Origin of the sequence: Serratia sp. Nf2 (assembly GCF_003028435.1) — a bacterium.
Lineage (GTDB): Bacteria > Pseudomonadota > Gammaproteobacteria > Enterobacterales > Enterobacteriaceae > Serratia > Serratia marcescens_L.
On the sequence record NZ_PYTW01000005.1, the window covers coordinates 265,270 to 289,978 of the forward strand.

The 24,709-nt window shown below is 60.6% G+C and carries 26 protein-coding genes and 1 riboswitch; of the genes, 4 read left to right on the forward strand and 22 right to left on the reverse strand.

Features of this window, described 5'->3' with window-relative positions; translation table 11 throughout:
* Nucleotides 1-8: 8 nt before the first annotated feature.
* From C9411_RS13615 to C9411_RS13635, 5 genes are all read right to left on the reverse strand, one after another.
* The gene (locus C9411_RS13615) at nt 9-896 is read right to left on the reverse strand and encodes an amino acid ABC transporter permease (RefSeq protein ID WP_063991074.1); all 888 of its coding nucleotides are present in this window, start codon (nt 894-896) and stop codon (nt 9-11) included.
* A gap of 30 nt (nt 897-926) precedes the next feature.
* Entirely contained in the window at nt 927-1,454 is a 528-nt protein-coding gene (locus C9411_RS13620; RefSeq protein ID WP_107227266.1) for a GNAT family N-acetyltransferase, read from the reverse strand.
* Nucleotides 1,455-1,463: 9 nt separating this feature from the next.
* Nucleotides 1,464-2,384: an ABC transporter substrate-binding protein gene (locus tag C9411_RS13625; RefSeq protein WP_063991076.1), complete on the reverse strand. Its 921-nt coding sequence runs from the start codon at nt 2,382-2,384 to the stop codon at nt 1,464-1,466.
* Between the two features lie 26 nt (nt 2,385-2,410).
* Nucleotides 2,411-3,736, reverse strand: a complete 1,326-nt coding sequence (locus tag C9411_RS13630) for an LLM class flavin-dependent oxidoreductase (RefSeq protein ID WP_063991077.1) — start codon at nt 3,734-3,736, stop codon at nt 2,411-2,413.
* Nucleotides 3,737-3,924: 188 nt separating this feature from the next.
* Nucleotides 3,925-5,088 carry a M20 peptidase aminoacylase family protein gene (locus C9411_RS13635; protein ID WP_063991078.1) on the reverse strand — a complete coding sequence of 388 codons (1,164 nt, stop codon included), beginning with the start codon at nt 5,086-5,088 and terminating at the stop codon, nt 3,925-3,927.
* 346 nt (nt 5,089-5,434) lie between these two features.
* On the opposite strand from C9411_RS13635, the gene cspE reads away from it, so the two are divergent.
* A complete protein-coding gene (gene cspE / locus C9411_RS13640) occupies nt 5,435-5,644 on the forward strand; it encodes a transcription antiterminator/RNA stability regulator CspE (RefSeq protein ID WP_004940030.1) in 210 nt (69 codons plus the stop codon).
* 57 nt (nt 5,645-5,701) lie between these two features.
* On the opposite strand, the gene C9411_RS13645 is transcribed toward cspE, so the two are convergent.
* The 3 genes from C9411_RS13645 to crcB form a co-directional block, all read right to left on the reverse strand.
* Complete coding sequence (locus tag C9411_RS13645) at nt 5,702-6,892, reverse strand: multidrug effflux MFS transporter (RefSeq protein ID WP_063991079.1); 1,191 nt, start codon at nt 6,890-6,892, stop codon at nt 5,702-5,704.
* A gap of 6 nt (nt 6,893-6,898) precedes the next feature.
* Nucleotides 6,899-7,495: a TetR/AcrR family transcriptional regulator gene (locus C9411_RS13650; RefSeq protein WP_107227267.1), complete on the reverse strand. Its 597-nt coding sequence runs from the start codon at nt 7,493-7,495 to the stop codon at nt 6,899-6,901.
* A gap of 288 nt (nt 7,496-7,783) precedes the next feature.
* Complete coding sequence (gene crcB / locus C9411_RS13655) at nt 7,784-8,167, reverse strand: fluoride efflux transporter CrcB (protein WP_004940022.1); 384 nt, start codon at nt 8,165-8,167, stop codon at nt 7,784-7,786.
* A 79-nt stretch (nt 8,168-8,246) separates the two neighbouring features.
* Nucleotides 8,247-8,309, reverse strand: a riboswitch (Fluoride riboswitch).
* Nucleotides 8,310-8,390: 81 nt separating this feature from the next.
* Between crcB and C9411_RS13660 the strand changes: the two genes are divergently transcribed.
* A complete protein-coding gene (locus tag C9411_RS13660; protein WP_107227268.1) occupies nt 8,391-8,819 on the forward strand; it encodes a GNAT family N-acetyltransferase in 429 nt (142 codons plus the stop codon).
* Nucleotide 8,820: 1 nt separating this feature from the next.
* Here the strand turns inward: C9411_RS13660 and C9411_RS13665 are convergent, their stop codons facing one another.
* Complete coding sequence (locus tag C9411_RS13665) at nt 8,821-9,888, reverse strand: diguanylate cyclase (RefSeq protein WP_107227269.1); 1,068 nt, start codon at nt 9,886-9,888, stop codon at nt 8,821-8,823.
* A 218-nt stretch (nt 9,889-10,106) separates the two neighbouring features.
* Here C9411_RS13665 and tatA point away from each other — a divergent pair, with 218 nt between their 5' ends.
* On the forward strand, nt 10,107-10,322 hold the full coding sequence (gene tatA, locus C9411_RS13670; protein WP_060440524.1) for a Sec-independent protein translocase subunit TatA: 216 nt from the start codon (nt 10,107-10,109) through the stop codon (nt 10,320-10,322).
* Between the two features lie 93 nt (nt 10,323-10,415).
* Here the strand turns inward: tatA and lipA are convergent, their stop codons facing one another.
* The 13 genes from lipA to leuS form a co-directional block, all read right to left on the reverse strand.
* The gene (lipA, locus tag C9411_RS13675; RefSeq protein ID WP_063991083.1) at nt 10,416-11,381 is read right to left on the reverse strand and encodes a lipoyl synthase; all 966 of its coding nucleotides are present in this window, start codon (nt 11,379-11,381) and stop codon (nt 10,416-10,418) included.
* Nucleotides 11,374-12,042: a lipoyl(octanoyl) transferase LipB gene (lipB, locus tag C9411_RS13680; RefSeq protein ID WP_049199992.1), complete on the reverse strand. Its 669-nt coding sequence runs from the start codon at nt 12,040-12,042 to the stop codon at nt 11,374-11,376. The genes lipA and lipB overlap by 8 nt, the downstream gene beginning before the upstream one ends.
* Nucleotides 12,043-12,176: 134 nt before the next feature.
* Nucleotides 12,177-12,443 (reverse strand): DUF493 family protein YbeD, encoded by a 267-nt coding sequence (gene ybeD / locus C9411_RS13685; RefSeq protein ID WP_004940012.1) that lies wholly within the window; start codon nt 12,441-12,443, stop codon nt 12,177-12,179.
* 104 nt (nt 12,444-12,547) lie between these two features.
* The gene (gene dacA / locus C9411_RS13690; RefSeq protein ID WP_004940010.1) at nt 12,548-13,759 is read right to left on the reverse strand and encodes a D-alanyl-D-alanine carboxypeptidase DacA; all 1,212 of its coding nucleotides are present in this window, start codon (nt 13,757-13,759) and stop codon (nt 12,548-12,550) included.
* A gap of 180 nt (nt 13,760-13,939) precedes the next feature.
* Nucleotides 13,940-15,025 carry an endolytic peptidoglycan transglycosylase RlpA gene (rlpA, locus tag C9411_RS13695; RefSeq protein WP_107227270.1) on the reverse strand — a complete coding sequence of 362 codons (1,086 nt, stop codon included), beginning with the start codon at nt 15,023-15,025 and terminating at the stop codon, nt 13,940-13,942.
* Nucleotides 15,026-15,035: 10 nt separating this feature from the next.
* Nucleotides 15,036-16,148, reverse strand: a complete 1,113-nt coding sequence (gene mrdB / locus C9411_RS13700) for a peptidoglycan glycosyltransferase MrdB (RefSeq protein ID WP_004940006.1) — start codon at nt 16,146-16,148, stop codon at nt 15,036-15,038.
* Between the two features lie 8 nt (nt 16,149-16,156).
* The gene (gene mrdA / locus C9411_RS13705) at nt 16,157-18,052 is read right to left on the reverse strand and encodes a peptidoglycan DD-transpeptidase MrdA (RefSeq protein WP_107227271.1); all 1,896 of its coding nucleotides are present in this window, start codon (nt 18,050-18,052) and stop codon (nt 16,157-16,159) included.
* 38 nt (nt 18,053-18,090) lie between these two features.
* Nucleotides 18,091-18,561 (reverse strand): 23S rRNA (pseudouridine(1915)-N(3))-methyltransferase RlmH, encoded by a 471-nt coding sequence (rlmH, locus tag C9411_RS13710; RefSeq protein ID WP_004940002.1) that lies wholly within the window; start codon nt 18,559-18,561, stop codon nt 18,091-18,093.
* A 3-nt stretch (nt 18,562-18,564) separates the two neighbouring features.
* Nucleotides 18,565-18,882, reverse strand: a complete 318-nt coding sequence (gene rsfS / locus C9411_RS13715; RefSeq protein WP_038877448.1) for a ribosome silencing factor — start codon at nt 18,880-18,882, stop codon at nt 18,565-18,567.
* Between the two features lie 194 nt (nt 18,883-19,076).
* Nucleotides 19,077-19,739 (reverse strand): nicotinate-nucleotide adenylyltransferase, encoded by a 663-nt coding sequence (nadD, locus tag C9411_RS13720; RefSeq protein ID WP_015376938.1) that lies wholly within the window; start codon nt 19,737-19,739, stop codon nt 19,077-19,079.
* Complete coding sequence (gene holA, locus C9411_RS13725) at nt 19,729-20,763, reverse strand: DNA polymerase III subunit delta (RefSeq protein ID WP_063991088.1); 1,035 nt, start codon at nt 20,761-20,763, stop codon at nt 19,729-19,731. The genes nadD and holA overlap by 11 nt, the downstream gene beginning before the upstream one ends.
* A complete protein-coding gene (lptE, locus tag C9411_RS13730; RefSeq protein WP_060440523.1) occupies nt 20,760-21,320 on the reverse strand; it encodes an LPS assembly lipoprotein LptE in 561 nt (186 codons plus the stop codon). The genes holA and lptE overlap by 4 nt, the downstream gene beginning before the upstream one ends.
* Nucleotides 21,321-21,334: 14 nt before the next feature.
* The gene (gene leuS, locus C9411_RS13735) at nt 21,335-23,917 is read right to left on the reverse strand and encodes a leucine--tRNA ligase (protein WP_107227272.1); all 2,583 of its coding nucleotides are present in this window, start codon (nt 23,915-23,917) and stop codon (nt 21,335-21,337) included.
* A gap of 284 nt (nt 23,918-24,201) precedes the next feature.
* On the opposite strand from leuS, the gene C9411_RS13740 reads away from it, so the two are divergent.
* Nucleotides 24,202-24,684, forward strand: coding sequence for a zinc ribbon-containing protein (locus tag C9411_RS13740; RefSeq protein WP_025301844.1), 483 nt, complete (start codon nt 24,202-24,204; stop codon nt 24,682-24,684).
* Nucleotides 24,685-24,709 lie beyond the last annotated feature (25 nt).

Genomic DNA, 24,709 nt, shown 5'->3' on the forward strand with positions numbered 1-24,709 from the left:
TGGGTCTCCTAACGTTTTAGCCAGCCGGCCAGTTTCTGCCAGGGCGTCGGCGGCAGTTCGCGCACTGCGCCTCGGGCGAAATAGCGCTCGATGTAGTATTGGATCACCGACAGTGCGGTGGTGATGAACAGATACCAGACGGTGGCGACCATCAGCAGCGGTATCACCTGCTGGGTGCGGTTATAGATCACCTGAATGGTGTAAAACAGCTCCGGCAGCGCCAGCACGTAAACGATTGAGGTGCCTTTCGCCAGGCTGATGATCTCGTTGAAGCCGGTCGGAATAATGGAGCGCAGCGCCTGCGGTAGAATGATGCGGAAGGTGCGGCGATAGCCCGGCAGGCCCAGCGCCGCCGCCGCTTCGTGCTGGCCGTAATCCACACCCAGGATGCCGCCGCGGATGATCTCGGCGGTGTAGGCGGACTGCACCAGCGTCAGGCCCAGCACCGCCACGGCGAACTGGCCGAGAATGTCGATGGTCGGGTAGCTGGCGAACACCACGGAAGTGAAGGGAATGCCCAGCGAGATGGCCTCGTACAGGTAGGAAAAGTTGTACAGGATGATCAGCACCAGAATCAGCGGCAGTGAGCGAAACAGCCAGATATAACCCCAGGCCAGCGACGCCAACAGGTAAGAGCGCGACAGCCGCGCCAGCGCCAGCAGGGTGCCGAACAGGATGCTGAACAACGTGCCGAGCAGCGTCAGCAGCAGGGTTTGCCCCAGCCCCGCCAGGACCGCCGGCGCGAAGAACCATTCGGCGAACACGCCCCATTCCCAGCGCGCGTTGCCCGCCACCGATTGCACGATGGCGGCCAGAATAAACAGCGAAAACAGCGCGCCGATCAGCCGCAGCGGATAGCGGGCGGGCACCACTTTCAAGACGTCTTGTTTGGACATTTTATGTCTCCTGATACAGATAAAGGGGCCTTAGGCGATTTTCCTTTCCGACGCGCAACAACACGCGTCCTCTGCAATCAGGCTTTTGCGGAACGGCAGGCGGCCATCGTAGGGCGGGCGGCTGTAAACCTCGCTGTCGACGGTGGGATCGAACTGCGGCTGATACCCGTTGCGCAGATACAGGCCCACCGCTTCGGGCTGGCGAAAACCGGTGGTCAGATAGAGCCGGCGATATCCCTGCGCCAGCGCCAGCGTTTCGAGCTGCTGTAACACCCGCTGCGCCAGGCCCTGGCGCCGCAGATCGCCCCGCGTCCAGATGCGCTTCAGCTCGGCGGTTTGTGCGTCATAGCGTTTGAAGGCGCCCATGGCGATCGGCGTGCCGGCGCGCAACAGCACGATGAAGGCCCCTTGCGGCGGCGCGTACAGATCCAGCGCTTCCGGTTCCTGGTCACCAAAATAGTCGCCGTAACGCTGGCGATATTCGCCAAACAGCCCCTCGATCACCGGGGCGATCAGCGGATCGGTCGGCAGCGTTTGAATGAAGGTGTCTTGCGTCATCGCGCGCTCCTAATCGCCCAGGCCGGGCGGGTTGATTTCCGACTGCGCAAGGCGTTCGACGCTCTCGCCCCAGCGGTTGAGCACCCGATCGTACTGCCCGCCGCGGATCGCGCCGTTCAGCGCTTCGTTCACCGCCTGCACCAGCCCGTTGCCTTTACGGGTGGTGACGGCGATGTGCGCCGCCTTGGGCCAACCGCCTTCCACCGTGCCCGCCAGCCGGGTGCGGCCGTTCAGCGCCGCCTTATAGGCGCCCAGCACGTTCGGCCCGAAGTAGGCGTCGGCCCGACCAGACTGGATCGCCAGCGTGGCGGCCGCATCGTCGGTCACGTAGATCGGCTGGAAGGGTTTGAGCCCCTGCTGCTGATTCTGCTTGTCCCACGCCAGCAAGATGGCTTCCTGATTGGTGCCGGAGCCGACGATAATTTTTAATCCGGCGATATCGGCAGGCTGTTTGATCGTCGCGATCTTGCCGCCGGTTTTGACGTAAAAGCCGAGCGAGTCGATGCGGTAGGTGGCGAAGTCGAAGCGGGTTTTGCGCTCTTTGGTCACGGTGACGTTGGTGATGGCCGCATCATACTTGCCGGAAACCACCCCGAGCGGCCAGTCTTCCCACGAGGTTTGCACCACGTTAAGCGTTAGGCCCAGGCTGTCGGCCACCAGCTGCGCGATATCCACTTCGCTGCCGATCAGCCGCCGGTTGTCGGCAGCGAACAGCGCCAGCGGCGGCGTGTTGAGCGCGGCGATCGCGACGGTGAATTGGCCCGGCTTCACGAAGTGGAAATCGGCCGGCAGTTTGGCGATCGCCTGCGGATTTTTCGGCGCGTGGATCGGGATTTCATTGGCCTGTAAATCGATGCCGGTGCCCGCCTGCGCGGCGCCGGTCAGGCTCAGCAAGGCCGCCACGAGGGCGGCGGTAACGGTTTTCTGCATAGCGGGTATCCCTGAAAGCGATCTTATTATTGGGTGAATCTGTTCAACGGGCGCTTCAGGCCCAGGTGTTCGCGCAGCGTGTCGCCGTGGTACGCCTGGCGGAACAGGCCACGTTGTTGCAGGACGGGCACCACCCGATCGACGAAGTGGCCGAAGGCGTTGGGCGTACCGCCGCTGATGATGAAACCGTCGGCGGCTTTGCCGTCGAACCAGCGTTGCAGACCGTCCGCCACCGCTTCCGGCGTGCCGCTGAACACCGGGCGCGGCGAGGCGGCCTCCAGCGCTACCTGGCGCAGCGTGAGATTACGCTCGCGGGCGCTGCGCTTGATGGCGTCGGTGGTGCTGCGGAAGCTGTTTTGCCCCAGATCGCCGATGTCCGGGAAGGGCGCGTCCAGCGGATGACGGGCGAAGTCGTAATGCTCGAAGTAGCGGCCGAGGTAGTTGAGGGCATTCTCGATGCTGACCAGGCGGGCGGTCTCCTGGTACTGGCGCTCGACGTCCGCGTCGTCGTCGCCGACGATCACGCTGACGCCCTGGAAGATGCGCAGGTCGTCCGGTTCGCGCCCCTGTTCCACCAGCTGCCGCTTCACGTCCTGATAGAAATCCTGTGCCTGCTCAAGCGTGTCGTGATGGGTGAAGATCGCATCGGCGTGTTGGGCCGCCAGATGCTTGCCGTCTTCTGAGGCGCCGGCCTGGAACAGGATCGGGCGCCCCTGCGGCGTGCGGCCGATGTTCAGCGGCCCCTGCACCGAGAAGAATTCCCCCTGGTGATTGAGTGTGTGCAGTTTGCCGGTGCGGAAGAATTCGCCGCTGGCCTTATTACGCACGAAAGCGTCGTCTTCCCAGGAATCCCACAGCCCTTTGGCGACGTCGAGAAATTCGCCGGCGATACGGTAACGCAGGCTGTGTTCCGGGTGTTCTGTGCGCGAGAAGTTTTTGGCCGAGCCTTCCAGCGGCGACGTCACCACGTTCCAGCCGGCGCGGCCGTTGCTCAGGTGATCGAGGCTGGCGAACTGGCGGGCGACGGTGAACGGATCGCTATAGGAGGTGGAGAGGGTGCCCACCAGGCCGATTTTATCGGTGGCGGCGGACAGCGCGGCCAGCAGGGTGAGCGGTTCGAAACGATTAAGAAAATGCGGAATGGATTTTTCGTTGATATATAACCCATCGGCGACGAAGACGAAATCGAATTTCCCCTGTTCGGCTTTTTTCGCCGAGGCGATATTAAATTCGAGGTTAATGCTGGCGTCGGCGGTGGCGTCCGGATGGCGCCAGGCGGACATATTTCCCGATGCGCCATGCAGAATGGCGCCCAGGCGCAATTGCCGTTGATTATTCGCGTTGTCGCTCATCGTGATTATCCTGTCATGCGCCGCAGAGGCGCGCGGTGTCTGATGGGTTCACTATTGATGAGCGGCGGCGGGATGTAAAACAACAAAACAGCATATTCAAATGTTGAAAACTGCAAATATCATGACGGGTGAAATAATAAAGCCCGACGCGGCATGTGCGGCGTCGGGGAAATACTACTTTTCATTATTCAGGCGTTGCTGAGGGCTTTTTCCGGCGCGGTGGTTAATTGTTGCAGCGTGCGTTCCGCCAGCAGCGTGAAATATTGCGCGGCGGGGAACAGGGCGCGTTCATCGGGATTGAAACGCGGATGATGCAGACCGAACTCGCTGGCGGAGCCGATGCTGACGAATACGCCCGGCACGTGATGCAGATACAGCGCGAAATCTTCACCGCCCATCTGCAAGTCCGCCTCTTCGACCTGGTAGCCGGCCTCGGCGGCGACGGTTTTGCTGAACGCCGCCCAATGGGGGTCATTGATCACCGCCGGCGGCCCCGGCTGCCAGCGGAGTTCGGCCTGTGCGCCCAGCGCGGCGGCAATGCCGTCGATCACCTGGCGAATTTTGTCCGGCACCTGGCGGCGCACCGCATCGCTGTGGGTGCGCACCGTGCCTTCCAGCTCCACGGTTTGCGGCAGCACGTTCCAGGTATTGCCGCCTTCGATGCGCGTTACGCTCACCACCAGTGATTCCAGCGAGCTGAAGCTGCGGCTGGGCAGCGTCTGCAGCGCGCCGACGATCTGGCTGGCGGTGACGATGGTGTCGACGCCCTGTTCCGGTTTGGCGGCGTGGGCGCCCTTGCCGGTGATGAGGATCTGGAAGCGATCGACGTTGGCGTAGAACGGCCCTGCGCGGGTGGCGAAAGTGCCGGTGGGCAGCTCCGGCGCATTATGCAGGCCAAATACCGCCGCGACGTTATCCAGTGCGCCGGCGTCGATCAGGTGCCGGGCACCGTTGAAGGTCTCTTCCGCCGGCTGGAAGAAGATGCGCACCGTGCCGGGCAGGTCGGCCTCACGCGCTTTCAGCAGGTGTGCGGCGCCGAGCATCACCGAGGTATGAAAGTCGTGGCCGCAGGCGTGCATCACGCCGCGGTTTTGCGAGCTGAAGGGCACGTCGGCGATTTCGTCGATCGGCAGGGCGTCGATGTCGCCGCGCAGCGCGATAATCGGCCCCTTGCCGCTGCCGATCTCCGCCACGACGCCGGTTTTCAGCGCCAGCGGCAGCAGACGAATGCCCGCCTCTTGCAGCCAGCGCGTCAGCCGGGCGGTGGTGGCGAATTCGTGATTGGAAAGCTCCGGGTTTTGGTGCAGCTCACGCCGATAGGCGATGATTTTGTCTGCCAACTGGCTGGTCATAGGCTTGGCTCACAGTGGGAAATAAACCCTAACCCTAGTGCAGCGGCCGCCGAAGCAAAAAGACCATCTGGTTATATTTCATAGCGATTGCGTCTGCACGGGTGCGTCAACGCTGGGGTAAGCGGGCGGGTTTGGGCGTTCGCGCGTTGTTCGCCAGCGCATGGAGAGGATTGACCTGGAACGGTAACTTATCGCAACCGGTGCAATGCATTTACACCGGGCAACACGGATTTTTTCACTCTTTATCGGATTTCTGTGATCGCGGTGGTGGACAAAATCCTGCCTGCTTGCTGTACTGTAATCGACACAGGTTTTGTGTCTTTCATTCACGTTAAAGGTAAGTTTGATGTCTAAGATTAAAGGTAGCGTTAAGTGGTTTAATGAATCCAAAGGCTTCGGTTTCATTACTCCGGAAGATGGTAGCAAGGACGTTTTCGTTCACTTCTCTGCCATCGTTAGCAACGGTTTCAAAACGCTTGCTGAAGGCCAGCGTGTAGAATTTGAAATCACGAACGGTGCCAAAGGCCCATCTGCCGCTAACGTTACTGCTATCTAAGCTGCGTAGCTGAATTTCTTAAAACCCGCTCATTGAGCGGGTTTTTTATTGGGTACGTTATGCCTCGCTACGGCGGCCTAACAGACTGAACAGCAGGATGGCGACGGCGTAGCAGCCGACGATGGTCAGCGCCATCGACAGGCTGGAAGTGCCGCCCAACCCGGTTAGCGGCACGGCGCAGGCACCGAGCGCGAACATGCACACGCCGATCAAGGCCGACGCGCTGCCCGCTTTGTCACCCTGGCTTTGCATGGCCAGCGAAGAGGCGGTCGGGCCGACGATGCCGATCACCGCCACCGAAAAGAACAGCGGGACCAGCAACAATACCAGTGGCGCATGCAGCGCGGCGGCCAACAGCAGCAACAGCGACGCGACGGCCGCCAGCGTTAGCCCGCCCCTCAACACCCGACGCTCCCCCCAACGTGAACTGAGGCGGCTGGCCAGCTGCGCCGCAATGATCAGCCCGACGCCGTTAATGGCGAAACACAGGCTGAACATCTGCGGGCTGAGGCCGTAGATCTGCTGCAAGACGAAAGGCGAGGCGCCGATATAGGCGAACATGCCGGCCATCACGAAGCCCTGCGTCAGGCACAGGCCCATGAAATAGCGTTGGGTCAACAGACTGCCCAGCGACATCAGCATCGCCAGGATACCGCCCTGGCTGCGGCGTTCTACCGGCAGGGATTCGCGCAGTTTCAGCGCCGACAGGCTGAACAGCAGCACGGCGATGGCCGCCAGCACGCCGAAGATACCGCGCCAGTTCATCACCTGCAGCATAACGCCGCCCAGTACCGGCGCGACGATCGGCGCCAGGCCGTTGACCAGCATCAGCAGGGCGAAGAAGCGGGTCAGCTCATGGCCGGCGTACAGATCGCGGGCAATGGCGCGGGAAATCACCGCGCCACCGGCACCGGCGATGCCCTGAAGCAGACGGGCGATCAGCAATTGGTCGATGGTGGGCGCGAGGGCACACCACAGCGAAGCACCCAGCAGCAGGATCAGCGACAGCAACAGCGGGCGCATGCGGCCCAGTTTGTCGCTGTAAGGGCCGAAAATCAGCTGGCCGACGCCCAGACCGAGCAGCCCGGCGGTCAGGCTGAGCTGCGCGGCGGCGGTGGAGGTATTCAGCTCGCCCGCCATTTCCGGCAGGGCGGGCAGGTAGAGATCGGTGCACAGCGGCCCCAGCGCGGCCAACAGGCCAAGCACGACGGCGTACACCAGACGTTGTCTGGCTAAGTGTTTGGTCATGGGAGATTAAGATTTCCTGAACAGGTGAGAAATGGCCTGCTGATACAGATCGCGCAGCAGGGACGCATCGGCTTTTTGCGTGGTAAGGATACGGTAACCGGTGCCTTCGCTCATGACGGCGATAAATTCCACCCGCGCGGCGATCTCCTCCGCGCTGAAATGGGGATACAGCCGCTGCAGATTGTGGCACACGTGGCGAAACAGCCGCGCTTCCGCATCGCTGAGCATTTTGGCCACCACCGGGTTGCGCGTGGCTTCGGCGGTCACTTCCAGCATCAGCATGTGATCGGTTTCGCTTTCGCCCGGCTGCTGAAACAGCGTGCGCGCCGCCAGCGTGCCGGCGATCAGGTTGATGTGATCGCCAAGGTTTTCCAGTCGCTGCATCTTGCTGGCGATGATGCGGTTGACGATCTCCTCGATAATCGCGTCTTTATTGGCGAAATAGCGGTAGATTTGCCCGACGCTGAGCTGCGAGCCCTGGGCGATTTCCGCCATGCTGGCGGCGTGGAAGCCGTGGCGGCGGAAGCTGGTTTTCGCCGCTTCGACGATCTGATCGCGACGGGCCTGCACCTTGGCCTGTTTACTGTCGTTGGGGGAGAGCATCTGCCCGATCCTTTGCTACGCGTGAGCCGGGTTCACATTTTTGGGTGTGAACGTTCATTCTCAATTGTAGTGTAATCGGCCGGAAAGACGCAAGATGAACGCGTGCTGCGGGGAAAAGGCGCTTAAGCGAACAGGTAGGATTTGATAAAGGCGGCGACGATCAGCACGCACAGCGCAACGGCAATCGCTTCGGCGGCGGTTTTCGGCAGGCTAAACATAGCGGTTTCTCATCCAGTCAGGAGTACTGGATGAGATTATGCGCATGCAAGATTAAGGAAACATTAAGGCTTAGCGCCCGTTGACCCACATCACCAGCATGAAAGCCAGCAGCGTCATCGCCAGCGATCCGGCCAGGTTGAGCAGCATATTGGCCAGCGCCCAGCCGAAGCGGCCATCCTGCATCAGGTACACCACCTCCAGCGAAAAGGTGGAGAAGGTGGTCAGGCCGCCGCAGAACCCGGTGGTGATCAGTAATTTCCAGGTGGGATCCAGATGCGTCATGCGGGTGAAAATCGCCATCGCCAGGCCGATGATAAAACCGCCGATCAGATTGACCATCAGCGTACCGAGCGGAATATGGGCGTTCAGCGGATTCATTTTCATGCTTACCGCCCAGCGTAAAACGCTGCCGACGCCGCCGCCGATAAATACGGCCAGTAAAGAGCTCAACATGGGGCAACTACCTTTCAATCAGAGAAATTCACGGGACTCGGAAAGGGACAGGCGTAACGCTACGCGCCTCTCTCCGAGAGGTTACGTAGACATCATCAGCCTGTGAAGGCGGTTAGGGAGGAATGTCATCTCCAGCGTGCCGCACGGCCTTTTTGCCGTACCCGGTGGATGTTACACCTAACGCCGCCTATTTTGTAGTATCGACAACCTGCGAGGTCACCCCATGGAAATCAGAACGGCGCGCCTGAGCGATCGCCAGGCTATCGCCGAATTAATGACGGCGTTGGATTATCCCGGCACCGAAGCGTTTCTGACGCAGCGGGTGCGCCAACTGCTGGCGCATCCGGACGAGGCGCTGCTGGTGGCGGTGGAAGGCGAGCAGGTGCTGGGCGTGCTGTCGCTGCATTTTCTGCCGCAGCTGGCGTTGGCCGGCGACATTGGCCGCATCAGCTATTTTTGCGTCGACGATCGGGCGCGCGGCGCGGGGGTAGGGCGGCGGTTGCTGGTGGAGGGCGAGATGCTGGCACGCCGTCGCGGCTGCGATCGCTTGGAGGTCCATTGCCACAGCCGCCGCGAGCGGGCGCATGCGTTTTACCGGCGCGAAGGCTTTGTCGAAGCGCCGAAGTATTTTGCCAAATTATTAAACCAGTAAGTTAGTCGCCCGTCGGCACCGCCGTTTCCAGCCGATTGCGGCCATTTTGCTTGGCCCGGTAAAGCGCGCCGTCGGCCGCTTTCAGCCAGTCCAGATAACCGCCCAGCGCGGGGTGGTAGTTGGCGATGCCGGCGCTGATCTGCAGCCGCAGCTGTGGCGCCTCTTTGAAGATAACGGCGTCCAGCCGCTTTTGGATGCGCCGCAGGACTATTTCCGCCTGTTCAGCGCTGGTGTTCGGCAGCACCGCGCCAAACTCGTCGCCGCCGTAGCGCCCGACGATATCCACGTTGCGCAAGCCGATCAGCAGCTCTTCCGCCAGCGCCGCCAGGGCTTCATCCCCCAGCGCATGGCCGAAGGTGTCGTTGATGGTTTTGAAGCGATCGATATCCATCAGAATCAGCGTGGCGTTGTCCTGGTAGCGGCGGCAGCTGTCGAACTGGCGATGCAGCAGGTGTTCCCAGTGGCGGCGGTTATACAAGCCGGTCAGTCCATCGCGGGTGCTGATGCGTTGCAGCTCCTGTTTCTTTTCCGCCAGCCGTTTGGCGGTGCGGTAGGTCACCAGCCCGAGCAGCGTCGGGTAAAGGTAGATCATCGGCAGGCACAGATAGATTTGTAGCGGCGTGCTGTGCGGGTGGAACGGGAAGCCGAGCAGCGCGCCGGTCAGCGCCGCCGTGGCCAATTGAATCGCCAACCCTTTGACAAACAGTATGTTACCGGCCGAAGCGATGTTGTTCATGCTCATCATCGACAGGATGACAATCGCCGGCAGCGCGTTGAACGCCATCATCGCCGCCCAGAAGCCGCCGAAGGCGGAGTCGATCAGCAGATTGCGGATCTCGGCTTTGAACGGATCTTTGGCGCGGCAGGCCAGGCGGTAGGCGAGATGCGGCCAGAGAAAACCGTGAAAGGCCAGCAATAGCCAGACCGCCGTGGGCGGGGCCAAGGGGTAGAGCGCGGCGCAAACGCAAATAAAGCCGAGCCCCAGGCCGGCGACGCGGGGCAGATAGGTGCGTTTGGCGAAGCTGAGACCGGATTTTCGGGCATCGAAAATGGGTGGAGCAATATACATCCGGCCTCTCCCTGATAAGTATCACGGCAGCGTATCATGCGGGTGATAAACTAAGAATAGTCTGGGATTCATGCCGCGGGGCCGCGTGGCATTCCTGCGACGGATCTCACTCTGTTACATGTTGCGGTTGTGCGAGCGGGGGGAAAGTCGCTAAATATTCGCAGGCAAGGTCAGTTTTTCTCGCTGTTCACGCAGCGCTCTATGATAAGAAGGTGAGTATGGAAGGTATCAGTATTACCAAACTTCTGGTGATTGCGGTATTGGTGATTTTACTGTTCGGCACCAGCAAACTGCGCACGCTCGGCGCCGATCTTGGCGCGGCGCTGAAAGGCTTTAAAAAAGCCGTGGGCGACGACAGCACGCCGCCGGCCGCCGGCAACAACACCGCCGAGAGCCAGTCCGCTCAGCAGAGCGTCGAAAAGAAAGACGTTTAACCCCGTCTGACGGCGCGCAATAAAAAACGGATGCCTTGCGGACATCCGTTTTTTGGCGTTTCCGCCGTCTTTAGCGTAACAAACTATTACGCGTTATTTCACTTCCATCCCTTTGGCCTGTAGATCGGCGTGGTAAGACGAACGCACGAACGGGCCGCAGGCGGCGTGGGTGAAGCCCATCGCCATCGCTTCTTCTTTCATCTCGTCGAACTCGGCTGGGCTGACGTAGCGCTGCACCGGCAGGTGGTGACGGCTCGGCTGCAGGTATTGGCCCAGCGTCAGCATGGTCACGCCGTGGCGGCGCAGATCGCGCATCACTTCGACGATTTCCGCATTGGTTTCACCCAGGCCGACCATCAGGCCGGATTTGGTCGGGATATCCGGGTGCGCTTCTTTAAAGCGCTCCAGCAGCTTCAGCGACCACTCGTAGTTGGCGCCCGGGCGCACTTGGCGATATACGCGCGGCACGTTTTCCAGGTTGTGGTTGAACACGTCCGGCGGCGTGGCGGTGATGATCTCCAGCGCGCGATCCATACGGCCGCGGAAGTCCGGCACCAGCGTTTCAATTTTGATGTTCGGGCTCTTGGCGCGGATGGCCGAGATGCAGTCGGCAAAGTGCTGAGCACCGCCGTCGCGCAGATCGTCGCGGTCAACCGAGGTGATTACCACATAACGCAACGCCATGTCGGCGATGGTTTGCGCCAGCTTTTCCGGCTCGTTGGCGTCCGGCGCGATCGGGCGGCCGTGGGCCACGTCGCAGAACGGACAGCGACGGGTGCAGATAGCACCGAGGATCATGAAGGTGGCGGTGCCGTGGTTGAAGCACTCGGACAGGTTAGGGCACGAAGCTTCCTCACAGACGGAGTGCAGGCCGTTCTTACGCATGGCGGCTTTGATGCCTTGAATGCGCGTTGAATCGGCAGGCAGTTTGATCTTCATCCACTCGGGTTTACGCAACAGCTCCTGCCGTTCGGTGACCACCGTTTTGACCGGGATCAGCGCCATTTTGTCAGCATCGCGGTATTTGACGCCGCGTTCCATCTGAATTGGTTTACTCATAATCGTGCAGGTTCCAGTTACGAAGCTCGACCGTCTGGTAGCCGAGTAAATGAACAAATTCCTGTACCAGGATTGGGTGTATGTCTTCAATGCCAACGCCGGGCGCCAGCGCGCTGACCTGCGTCATTTGCATGCCGGCGTAACCACAAGGGTTGATGCGTTGGAAGGGGCTGAGATCCATCGCCACATTCAGGGCCAGGCCGTGGAATGAGCTGCCTTTGCGGATCCGCAAACCCAACGAACAGATTTTCTGCTCCCCCACGTACACGCCCGGCGCATCCGGACGGGCGCGCGATTCGAGGCGGAAGTGGGCGAGGGTGTTGATAACCGTATCTTCTATTGCCGTGACCAATTGGCGTACGCCGACCTTGTTGCGTTTCAGATCGACCATCACGTACATCACCTGCTGGCCCGGCCCGTGGTAGGTCACCTGGCCGCCGCGATCGCTCTGGACAACCGGGATATCGCCGGGCATCAGCACGTGTTCGGCTTTGCCGGCCTGGCCCTGGGTGAACACCGGGTGATGCTGCACCAGCCACAGTTCGTCCGGCGTAGTCTCGGTACGACTGTCGGTGAAGTTATGCATGGCTTGGGATACAGGCGCGTAGGGCTGCAACCCCAGCTGACGCAAAATGATCTTGTCTGGTTGCAAAAGAGTCATCGTCAGGTTACAGAAGTGGTAAAGCCATTATACCGGGCGCTCCGGTCTGCGGCCAGCCTTTCGCTGACCAAAAATGCGCAACCCGGGAAGACGCTGCGCCATCCCGGGTTGATAAGTAGGGTTTTATGCTGGGATTACAGCACCATGCGAACAATTTCAATATTGCCCAACTCTTCGTACAGGGTTTCGACCTGCTCGATGTGAGTGGCGTTGATGGTGATGGAGACCGAGTGGTAGTTGCCTTTGCTGCTCGGCTTAACCTGCGGGTTGTAATCGCCCGGTGCATGGCGCTGCACCACTTCAACTACCTGGTCAACCAGCTCAGGCTGCGCCAGGCCCATCACCTTGTAGGTAAACGAGCAAGGGAATTCGAGCAGTTCGTTCAGTTTAGTTTTTTGCATGTGCGTGCGCTCCAGAGTGCTAGCTAATCTATAAATTATAACTCCCGCCGGGGCGGGAGTTAATGTTATTCAGTATATGGGGGCAATTTCGCCCGTTTCAACCGTTAACCGAACCAGTGGTGGAACATCAGTTTGATGTAGTCCACGATGCGGCTGAAGAAACCGCCTTCTTTCACTTCGTTCATCACCACCAGCGGACGCTGGTCGATGGTTTTGCCGTCCAGCTGGAAGTTGATGCTGCCGACCACCTGGTTTTTCGCCAGCGGCGCGTGAATTTCAGGGGTGTTCAGCACATAGCTGGCCTTCAGATCTTTCATGCGGCCGCGCGGGATAGTCAGGTAGACGTCTTTGTCCACGCCCAGCTCAACGCGGTCGGCATCGCCGAACCAGACCGGCTCGGAAGCGAACTCTTTACCGACTTTCAGCGGTGCCACGGTTTCAAAGAAGCGGAAGCCCCAGGTCAGCAGTTTCTTGCTTTCGGCTTCGCGGCCTTTGTAGGTGCGGCCGCCCATCACCGCGGAGATCAGACGCATCTGGCCTTCGGTCGCCGAAGCCACCAGGTTGTAACCCGCCGCGTCGGTGTGGCCGGTTTTGATGCCGTCGACGTTCAGGCTGTTATCCCACAGCAGACCGTTGCGGTTCATCTGGCGGATATTGTTGAAGGTGAACTCTTTTTCTTTGTAAATCGCGTACTCTTCCGGCACGTCGCGGATCAGCGCCTGGCCGATCAGCGCCATGTCGCGCGCCGAGCTGTATTGGCCCTGGGCATCCAGGCCGTGTACCGTCTGAAAGTGGGTGTTCTGCAGGCCCAGCTTGCTGACGTAGGTGTTCATCAGGTTAACGAACGCGTCTTGGCTGCCGGCGACGTAGTCGGCCATCGCCACGCAGGCGTCGTTACCGGATTGCAGGTTGATGCCGCGGGTCAGTTTGGAGACCGGCACGCGATCGCCCGGCTTCAGGAACATCAGCGAGGAGCCTTTGAACACCGGGTTGCCGGTCGCCCAGGCGTCCTGGCCGACGGTCACCAGATCGTCCTGGCCGATTTTACCCGCTTTCAGCGCCTGGCCGATGACGTAGCTGGTCATCATTTTGGTCAGGCTGGCCGGATCGCGACGCGCGTCGGCGTTCATCTCGGCCAGCACCTTGCCGGAGTTGTAATCAATCAGGATGTACGCTTCCGCATCGATCTGCGGGACACCTGGGATCATGGTTTTGATGTTAACGTCATCGGCATGTGCAACGGAGGCTGCGCTCATTGCGATAACGGTGCCGAGGGCGATGCTTTTGATTAAGCGAAAAGAAGTTACTTGTTTCATGATCGGGACTACAACATCCGTGAAAGTAAAGTTAAAAAACGAGCCACACTATAGCAGATGCGATCCCGGCAGGCATTACCCATTCATCTGACTAATTGCGGTTAGAGAACTTTTAGCTGCAAGAAAATGTTTCAGCTAAATAACCGCTTATCAGCCGCGAATGCCCGCCGGGCTTAACGCTCAGGGTGCAGCAGTAACGAAAGACTGTTGTTGCGCTTCGCTGGCCAGGCGTTGCTGCAGCTGGGCCGCCTGCTGACGGCTGCTGAACGGGCCGAGCTGGACGCGATAAACGTTGCCGTTGGCGGCCACTTTGCCCGGCACGCCAAACTGTTGGCTCAGGCTTTGCTGCCAGCTCTGGGCGCGCTCGGCGCTGCTCAGCGCACCGACCTGCACCACGTAACCGCCGGAGGAGGACGCGGCAGCCATGCCGGCGGCTGCGGCCCCGGTCGCGACCGGGGCGGCCACGGAGGCGGCTTCAGGCTCGGAACCTTCCAGCACGCCGGCCGGTAATGCGCTTGGCGCGCCGAGGAAACCGCTGCGGCCGTTGGCGGCGTTGCCGCCGGCGGCTGGCGCGTTGTTGTCGTCGGTGCGCAGGGTGCTGTTATCAATCGGGCGCACCGCCGCGCCGCTGGCGACCGGCACGTCCTGTTGGATTGGGGTACCCATGCCGCTGGCGCCGAGATCCGGGCGCGACGGCAGGGCATAACTCTGTTTCGCCACGATGGTGCCGATGGTGCCCGGGCCGCTCAGCGTGCCGTCCGGCGCCACGTTGATGAAATCGACTTTGACTTTGGTGTTGTTGGACAGGTTGAGGCGATCGGCGGCGGCTTTCGACAGATCGATGATGCGGCCCTTAGTGTAAGGCCCGCGATCGTTGACGCGCACCACAAGTTGGCGGCCATTGGCCAGGTTGGTGACGCGTACATAGCTCGGGATCGGTAAGGTCGGGTGCGCCGCGGTCAGGCCGTTCGGATCGAACTGCTCGCCCAGCGCGGTGGTGTTACCGTTGGCTTCTTCGCCATACCAGGCCGCCAGGCCGGTCTGCGAGAAGTTCTGCGGATCTTTTACGATGCGGTAAGTATCGCCATTAACCTTATAATCCTGCATGTTGTTAGGGTTATAGGGTTCATATTGAGGCTCGACGCCACCGATTTCCACCACCGGGCCGTTATACGGCTGCTGTGGCGCCTGCTGTTCCGTGGTCGGGGCGGTACAGGCGGAGAGCAACACCGCCGCGACGCCGATCCAAAGCCATTCCTTACGCATTACTCACCTCTTATAAACTTTTAGACAGCATTTTCCGATGCGTGTGGATCGACATGATGATGCCGAAACCGGCCATCAACACTATCAGCGCCGAACCCCCGTAACTGACCAGAGGCAAAGGTACGCCAACTACCGGCAAAATGCCACTGACCATACCGATGTTAACAAAGACATAAACGAACAAAATCAGCATCAAGCCGCCGACCATCACGCGGCCGAAGGTGGTTTGCGCCTTGGCGGCGATCATCAGCCCGCGAATGATCACCAGCAGGTAGAGCGCCAGCAGCACCAACACCCCGATCAACCCCAGCTCTTCGGCCAACACGGCGAAGATAAAGTCGGTATGGCGCTCCGGCAGGAACTCAAGCTGCGACTGGGTGCCGTGCAGCCAGCCTTTGCCGGACAGGCCGCCGGAGCCGATGGCGATCTTCGACTGAATGATGTGATAGCCGGCGCCGAGCGGGTCGCTTTCCGGATCGAGCAGCATCATTACGCGGTCGCGTTGATAGCCATGCATCAGGAAGAACCACAGCACCGGGATAAAGGCCGCCAGCGCGACGGCGGCGACGGCGATCAGTTTCCAGCTCATGCCCGACAGGAACAGCACGAACAGGCCGGAGGCGGCGATCAGGATCGAGGTGCCCAGATCCGGCTGCGCGGCCACCAGCAGCGTCGGCAGGAAGATTAGCACCAGGGCGATGGCGGTGTTTTTCAGCGAAGGCGGGCAGACGTCGCGGTTCATAAAGCGCGCCACCATCAGCGGCACGGCGATCTTGGCGATTTCCGACGGCTGGAAGCGCACCACGCCGAGATCCAGCCAGCGCTGCGCGCCTTTACTGATCTGCCCGAAGGCGTCCACCAGGATCAGCAAAATCACGCAGAAGATATACAGATAGGGCGCCCAGCTTTCGTACACGCGCGGCGGGATTTGCGCCATGACGGCCATTACGATCAGCCCCATGACGATCTGCCCGATCTTGCGCTCCATCATGCCGATGTCCTGGCCACTGGCGCTCCACATCACGAAGGCGCTGTAGACCAGCAGGGCCAATATCAGCAGCAGGAACGTCGGGTCGATGTGGATTTTGGTCCAGATCGAGCCTTTTTGTTGGCTTTCAGTCATGTTCTACCTTAGTCACCTTCTACGCCAGGCGGCAGCGGGGCCTCGCTTGGCAATTGCGTATTGTTGTCGCCCAGCATGATATGGTCGAGGATCTGGCGGGTGATGGTGCCCACCGCCGGACCGGAGCCGCCGTTTTCCAGAATGATGGCGACCGACACCGTCGGGTTGTTGAACGGCGCGAAGGCGGTCATCAGTTTGTGATCGCGCAGGTGCTCCGCCAGTTTGTGGGCGTTGTAGGTTTCGTAGCCGAATACCTGTGCGGTACCCGATTTTGCCGCGGCTTTGTAAGGTGCGTCCGCAAAGTACTTGCGCGCCGTCCCGTTCGGACGGTTGGCCACCCCGTACATGCCGTCTTTGGCGATTTCCCAGAAGCCGGAGTGAATATCGCCGATCTGCGTGCTCTCTTCTTGTTTGAACGGCACCAGCGCGCCGTTGACGCGGGTGCTCTGCAGCAGGTGAGGCGTTTTGACGGTGCCGTCGTTGATCAGGGTGTTCAGCGCTTTGGCCATCTGGATCGGCGTGGCGGTCCAGTAACCCTGGCCAATGCCTACCGGAATGGTGTCGCCCTGATACCACGGTTTTTTATAGCGCTTCAGCTTCCACTCGCGCGTCGGCATCAGGCCGGAACGCTCTTCGGACAGATCGATGCCGGTGTACTGGCCGTAACCGAATTTGGTCAGCCAGGTCGACAGCCGATCGATCCCCATGTCATAAGCGACCTGATAGAAATAGGTGTCTGCGGACTCTTCCAGCGCCTTGGTGACGTTCAGCCGGCCGTGGCCCCATTTTTTCCAGTCGCGGAAGCGTTTTTCCGAGCCGGGCAACTGCCACCAGCCGGGATCGAACACCACGGTGTTCTTGGTGATCACCCCGGCGCTGAGCGCCGACACCGCGATATAAGGTTTCACCGTCGACGCGGGTGGGTAAACCCCCTGCGTGGCGCGGTTGATCAGCGGGCGATTCGGATCGTTCAGCAGCCCCTGATAGTCCTTGCTGGAAATGCCGTCCACGAACAGGTTCGGGTCGTAGCTCGGGTTGGACACCATCGCCAGGATGGCGCCGGTACGCGGATCGCTCACCACCACCGCGGCGCGGCTGCCCACCAGCAGTTGTTCGATGTAGCGCTGCAGGTTGAGATCGAGCGTCAGGTAGACGTCCTGACCGGCGGAGGGCGGCTGCTCGTGCAATTGGCGGATCACCCGGCCGCGGTTGTTGACCTCGACCTCTTCATAGCCGGTTTTGCCGTGCAGCGTGTCTTCGTAATAGCGTTCGATGCCCAGCTTGCCGATATCGTGGGTGGCGGCGTAGTTGGCCAGCTTGCCGTCTTTGTCCAGGCGTTCGACGTCGCGGTCGTTGATCTTCGACACGTAGCCGGTGACGTGGGTGAGGGCGGAGCCGTAAGGGTAGTAGCGGCGCTGGTAGCCTTTCACTTCCACGCCGGGGAAGCGGAACTGATTAACCGCAAACCGGGCAACCTGCACTTCGGTCAGTGCGGTTTTCACCGGAATGGAGACGAAACGGCGCGAACGCTTGCGCTCTTTTTCGAAATTGGTGATGTCGTCGTCGGTCAGGTCGACCACCGTGCGCAGCGCCTGCAGCGTAGCTTTGAGATCGTCAACCTTCTCCGGCATCAGCTCCAACTGGTAAATGGTGCGGTTGAGTGCCAGCGGGGTGCCGTTGCGATCGTAGATAATGCCGCGGCTGGGCGCGATAGGCACCAGCTTGATGCGGTTTTCGTTGGAGCGGGTGCGGTAATCCTCGACGCGGACCACTTGCAGATTATACAGATTGGCGATCAGGATGCCGGACAGCACCAGGATGACCAAGAACGCCACCAGGGCGCGGCGTACAAACAGGGCGGATTCAGCCGTATAGTCGCGAAAAGGGTTACGTTCTATTTTCATCCCGCTGCTTTATTTCACTCTGTCACGGTCACCACCGGCTATTCCCGGTGGTAAGGATGATTTGTAGTAATACTCCAGGCGCGGTAGAGGCTTTCGGCCACCAGGACGCGCACCAAAGGATGTGGCAGCGTCAACGGAGAAAGTGACCAGCTCTGCTCGGCAGCGGCTTTGCAGGCGGGCGCCAACCCTTCCGGGCCGCCGATCAGCAAGCTGACGTTACGGCCATCCTGCTTCCAGCGCTCAAGCTGCTGCGCCAGCTGCGGCGTTTCCCATGGCGTGCCTGGGATATCCAGCGTAACGATGCGGTTGCCTTTGCCCACTGCCGCCAGCATCTGCTCGCCTTCCTTGTCCAGAATGCGCTTGATGTCGGCGTTTTTGCCGCGCTTGCCCGCTGGGATCTCGGTCAGTTCAAACGGCATATCTTTGGGAAAGCGGTGCAGGTAATCCATAAATCCGGTTTGCACCCAGTCTGGCATTTTGGTGCCGACCGCCACCAATTGCAGTTTCACCGCTTAGCTCCAGAGTTTTTCCAGCTCGTACAGGCGACGGCTTTCTTCCTGCATCACGTGCACGATCACTTCGCCCAGATCGACCACGATCCAGTCGGAGGCTTCCTGGCCTTTCATGCCGTACAGTTCCATGCCGACGGCGCGGGATTCCTGCACCACGTGGTTGGCGATCGACATCACGTGGCGAGTCGAGGTGCCGGTGCAGATGATCATGCAATCGGTGATGCTGGATTTGCCCTGGACGTCCAGAGCGATAATGTCTTGGCCTTTCAGGTCATCGATTTTATCGATGACGAAATCTTGGAGCGCTTTACCTTGCAAAGGTTCCCCCTCGGGTGTGTTCTGTTCAGTCGGCTGCGGCGGGCAAAATGCGCGCGCCGCAGCGTAACCGGATAATGGTTTCGGCAGGCTGCCGCTGAAAGCCAGCTAACTGGTGACTGCCCGGCCAGCTAAGGTTTCCGGGGTTTTCAGCGGATACCTGAAAAATAGCGGCGCAGTATATCACGCACCTTTCGCTAGCGATATAAACCCTGCAACTCGATATAGCGCTGCACCGGGCGTGGCAGCAGGTCGTCGCAGTTGAGGCCCTGATGGCGGCGCTGGCGGATCTCGGTAGCGGAAATTTCCAGCTCCGGCGTATCGGCCAAATAGATATGGCCGTGTGGGCGACGGCTGAGCAGCGCCGGGTCGGCGGTGCGATGGCGTTCCAGCCACTGCTGCAGCTCCGGCGTGTCCATGCGATCGTTATAGCCCGGGCGCGCCAGCACCAACAGATGGCAGACGTCCAACAGCGCCTGCCAGCGGTGCCACTTATGCAGCGTCAACAGCGAGTCCTGCCCAATAATAAACGCCAGCGGCTGGGCGGCGCCACGCTCTTTACGAATCGTTTCCAACGTCTCGATGGTGTAGGAGGGGGTGGTGCGGTGCAGTTCGCGATCGTCGACCGCAAACAGCGGGTTGCCGGCGATCGCCAGCTCGACCATCTTCAGGCGCTGCTGCGCATTGGCCTCCGGCTGCGGGCGGTGCGGCGGCACATGGTTAGGCAGCAGCGTGACGCGATTCAGGCCCACTTCGGCGGCCAACGCTTCCACCGGCCGCAGGTGGCCGTAGTGGATCGGGTCAAAGGTGCCGCCGAACAGCGCGTGCAAAACGGTGGGGTGTTCCGGATTAGTGGGCATCGCTAAAACTCGTGGCCAGGGGTTTGCCGCACAGCAGCATCGACAGGGTTTCCAGTTCCGGCCAGACCGACTGGCCATAGTCCTGCTTGAGGGTCAGCTCGATTTGCGTCAGCAGCTGTACCGCCTGCTGCAGCTGGGGGCCGGACAGGCGTTGCAGCGCCTGGGTCACCAGCGGGCGGCGGTTCTGCCAGACCTTGTGCTGATCGAACAGCGTGCGCAGCGGCGCGGAAGCCATGCGGCGCTGCAGCGTCAACAGCAGCAGCAGTTCGCGCTGCAGAGTGCGCAGCAGGATCACCGGCTCCACATCCTCTTGCTGCAGCTGTTGCAAGATATGCCAGGCACGCTTGCTCTTGCCGGCCAGCAGAGCATCCAGCCAGTGGAACGGCGTGAAGTGGGCGGCGTCGTTCACCGCCTGTTCGACGCGCGGCAGCGTGAGCTTGCCGTCCGGGTGCAGCAGCGACAGCCGCTCCAGCGCCTGCGACAGCGCCAGCAGGTTGCCTTCGTAGCAGTAGCACAACAGCTGATTGGCGGCGTCGTCCAACTCCAGCTTCATCGCCTTGGCGCGCGTGGCGACCCAGCGCGGCAGCTGCGCCTGTTCCGGCGTCTGGCAACTGACGAGGGCACCGTTTGGGCTGAGCGCCTTGAACCAGGCGCTGTTTTCCTGCGCTTTGGTGAGGCGCGGGCCGCGCAGGATCAGCAGAATATCTTCGTGCAGCAGCGTGGCGAGTTTGGTCAGCTGTTCGCCGATCGGCGCCGTTGGGCCGTTTTCCGGGAAGATCAGCAGCAGCGTCTGGCGGCTGGCGAACAGGCTCATCGCCTGGCAGATGCCGAAGATGGCGTCCCAGTCGGTATGGGCGTCGAGGGAAATGCTGTAGTGCTCACTGAACTGCTGCTGTTGCGCGGCCTGCCGGAGCAAATCCTGGCTTTCCTGCAGCAGCAGCGGTTCATTGCCGCTCAATAAATAACAAGCGCGCAGCCCCTCTCGGAGCTGCGCGGCAAGTTGTTCCGGATAAATGCGGATCATTGTGCGGTTTGGCTTGCCGCTCGTTCGCCGGCGGCAGCGGCTTTCTGCCGGTTCTCTTCTTCCGCCGCATGCACGGTCAGCAGTTTGCGCACCAGCTGTTGCGCCGCCTGCTCACGCATTTCCTGGCGAATGATCTCCTGTTCGGAGTCCTTGGCCAGCGCGGTCAACGGGTTGTCGAAGAAGGAACGGAACACTTTCACCGACAGCGGATACAGGTCATGGCCCGGGATCAGCACCTGCGCCTGCACGGTCAGCACCAGCTGGTACTCGGCGGTTTTACCGTCCTGGAAGATCGAAGCGGTGTCCTGGCTTTCCGTCGCGCCGAGGATGCGCAGGGAAGGCACGTCTTTACGCTTCGGATCGCTGACGATAGTCACGTCGTTCAGACGCAGCTGCTCACGCACCGCGCGCGTCAACGGGCCGTAAGGGTCAGCGCTGTCCAGGATCAGCGTTTTCATTTCATTCGGCACCTGCGTGGTGCCACGCAGGTGAAAACCGCAGCCGGCGGTGACCAGCACCGCCAACCCCAGCAACAGCGTCAGAATACGTTGTCGCACAACTCCTCCTTGTGTTAACCCACAACCAGGTTAAGCAGTTTGCCCGGAACGTAGATCACTTTACGAATCGTGACGCCGTCCAGATATTTAGCCACCAGATGCTCTTCGGCAGCGCGCGCGCGCACTTGCTCTTCGGTCGCATCGGCAGATACGGTGATTTTAGCGCGAACCTTGCCGTTCACCTGCACCACCACCAGCTTGGAGTCTTCGACCATCGCCTGCTCGTCGGCAACCGGCCATGGCGCGGTGTCCACGTCGCCTTCGCCGGCCAGCGCCTGCCACAGGGTGAAGCACACGTGCGGGGTGAACGGATACAGCATGCGAACCACGGCCAGCAGCGCTTCCTGCAGCAGCGCGCGATCCTGCTCACTCTCCTGCGGCGCGCGGGCCAGCTTGTTCATCAGCTCCATCACGGCGGCGATCGCGGTGTTGAAGGTCTGACGGCGGCCGATATCGTCGGTTACCTTGGCGATGGTTTTGTGCAGATCGCGGCGCAGCGCTTTCTGATCTTCAGTCAGCGCCGCTACGTCGAGCGGCTGTACCGCGCCTTTTTCCACGTGATCGTAGGCCAGTTTCCACACGCGTTTCAGGAAGCGGTTAGCCCCTTCCACGCCGGATTCCTGCCACTCCAGCGTCATTTCTGCCGGTGAAGCGAACATCATGAACAGACGCACGGTATCCGCGCCGTATTTTTCCACCATCTCCTGCGGGTCGATGCCGTTGTTTTTCGACTTCGACATTTTGCTCATGCCAGCATAGACCAGTTCGCGGCCTTGCGGATCGGTGGCTTTGATGATGCGGCCCTTGTCGTCGCGCTCGACGGTGGCGTCAACAGGGGACACCCAGACGCGCTCGCCGCTGTTGCCGGTGTAGTAGAAGGCGTCGGCCAGCACCATGCCCTGACACAGCAGGCGCTTGGCCGGCTCGTCGGAATCCACCAGGCCTGCATCGCGCATCAGCTTGTGGAAGAAGCGGAAGTACATCAGGTGCATGATGGCGTGTTCGATGCCGCCGATATATTGATCGACCGGCAGCCAGTAGTTGGCGGCGGCCGGATCCAGCATGCCCTGGTCATACTGCGGGCAAGTGTAGCGGGCGTAGTACCAGGAAGACTCCATAAAGGTGTCAAAGGTGTCGGTTTCACGCAGCGCCGGCTGGCCGTCGACGGTGGTCTTCGCCCACTCGGGATCGGCCTTGATCGGGCTGGTGATGCCGTCCATGACCACGTCTTCCGGCAGGATCACCGGCAGTTGGTCTTCCGGCGTCGGCATCACGGTGCCGTCTTCCAGCGTCACCATCGGGATTGGCGCGCCCCAGTATCGCTGACGGGAGACACCCCAGTCGCGCAGACGGTAGTTGACCTTACGCTGGCCTACGCCCTTGGCGACCAGTTTGTCGGCGATGGCGTTGAAGCCCGCTTCATTGTCCAGGCCGTCGAACTCGCCGGAGTTGAACAGCGCGCCTTTGTCGGTCATCGCTTCGGCGCTCACGTCAGGCCGGCTGCCGTCGAGGTTCAGGATCACCGGCTTGATCGGCAAATCGTATTTGGTGGCGAACTCCCAGTCGCGCTGGTCGTGCGCCGGTACCGCCATCACGGCGCCGGTGCCGTATTCCATCAGCACGAAGTTGGCGACCCACACCGGCAGCTTCTCGCCGCTCAGCGGATGGACCACGAACAGGCCGGTCGGCATGCCTTTCTTCTCCATCGTCGCCATTTCGGCTTCGGCAACTTTGGTGTTGCGACATTCGTCGATGAAGTCGGTCAGCGCCGGGTTATTGCGCGCGCCCTGTTGCGCCAGCGGGTGGCCCGCGGCGACCGCCACGTAGGTGGCGCCCATGAAGGTGTCGGGACGGGTGGTGTAAACCGTCAGCTTCTCTTCGCTTTCCGCCACGTCGAAGGTGATTTCCACGCCTTCGGAGCGGCCAATCCAGTTGCGCTGCATGGTTTTCACCTGCTCCGGCCAGCTTTCCAGCGTGTCCAGATCGTTCAGCAGCTGATCGGCGTAGGCGGTGATTTTGATGAACCACTGCGGGATCTCTTTACGCTCGACCTTGGTGTCGCAGCGCCAGCAGCAGCCGTCGATAACCTGTTCGTTGGCCAGCACGGTCAGATCGTGCGGGCACCAGTTCACCGCCGAGGTCTTCTTGTAAACCAGGCCTTTTTCATACAGCTTGGTGAAGAACCACTGTTCCCAGCGGTAGTATTCCGGCTGGCAGGTGGCGATTTCGCGATCCCAGTCGTAGCCGAAGCCCAGCAGTTTCAGCTGGTTCTTCATGTATTCGATGTTGTCGTAGGTCCACGGGGCCGGTGCGGTGTTGTTTTTCACCGCCGCGCCTTCCGCCGGCAGGCCGAACGCATCCCAGCCGATCGGCTGCAGTACGTTTTTGCCCAGCATGCGCTGATAGCGCGAGATCACGTCGCCGATAGTGTAGTTACGAACGTGGCCCATGTGCAGTCGGCCGGACGGGTAAGGCAGCATGGATAGGCAGTAGTACTTTTCCTTGCTGTCGTCTTCGGTAACTTTGAAAGTCTGCTTCTCTTGCCAGTGAAGCTGTACGTTCGATTCTATGTCTTCTGGACGGTATTGCTCTTGCATGGCGGCCGGTGGTCCTGTAGGTGTAAACCGTTGCCCCGGTCAGAGGCAACGCAATGAACATTTAGTATTCGTAGATCCGCATAGCATAGCTGATAAGACCTCCCGGCAACAACTCCAAGCGCCTGACTCGGCGCATTTAAAAAAAACGCCGCCATGACGCGGCTCACAACCTGCGGATCCCGCGTCTTGCCAAGTGACATCAGTCATTTACGGCTAAAATAAGAACAAGTAGCTTAGGGGTATCCCTACAGCCAAGTCCGGCGCAGCGTTTACGAGGAGAGTCTATGAACAAGGTTGCTCAGTATTACCGCGAATTGGTGGCATCGCTGACCGAACGCCTGAAAAACGGTGAACGCGATATCGACGAACTGGTGGCCAGCGCGGAGCGGCGGTTGAACGAAGCCGAAGATCTGACCCGCGACGAGGTGCGGCAGGTGACGCAGGCGGTGCGGCGCGATCTGGAAGAGTTCGCTCGCAGCTATCAGGAAAGCCGGGACGAATTTACCGACAGCGTGTTTATGCGGGTGATCAAAGAGAGCCTGTGGCAGGAACTGGCGGATATCACCGACAAAACCCAGCTGGAGTGGCGCGAGGTGTTCAAGGATGTCAGCCACCACGGCGTTTATCACAGCGGTGAAGTGGTGGGGCTGGGCAATCTGGTGTGCGAGCAGTGCCACTACCACCTGGCGTTCTACACGCCGGAGGTGCTGCCGCTCTGCCCGAAATGCGGCCACGACCAGTTCCAGCGCCGGCCGTTTGAACCTTGATGACGTTCCCCGCTGCGGCGGGGAA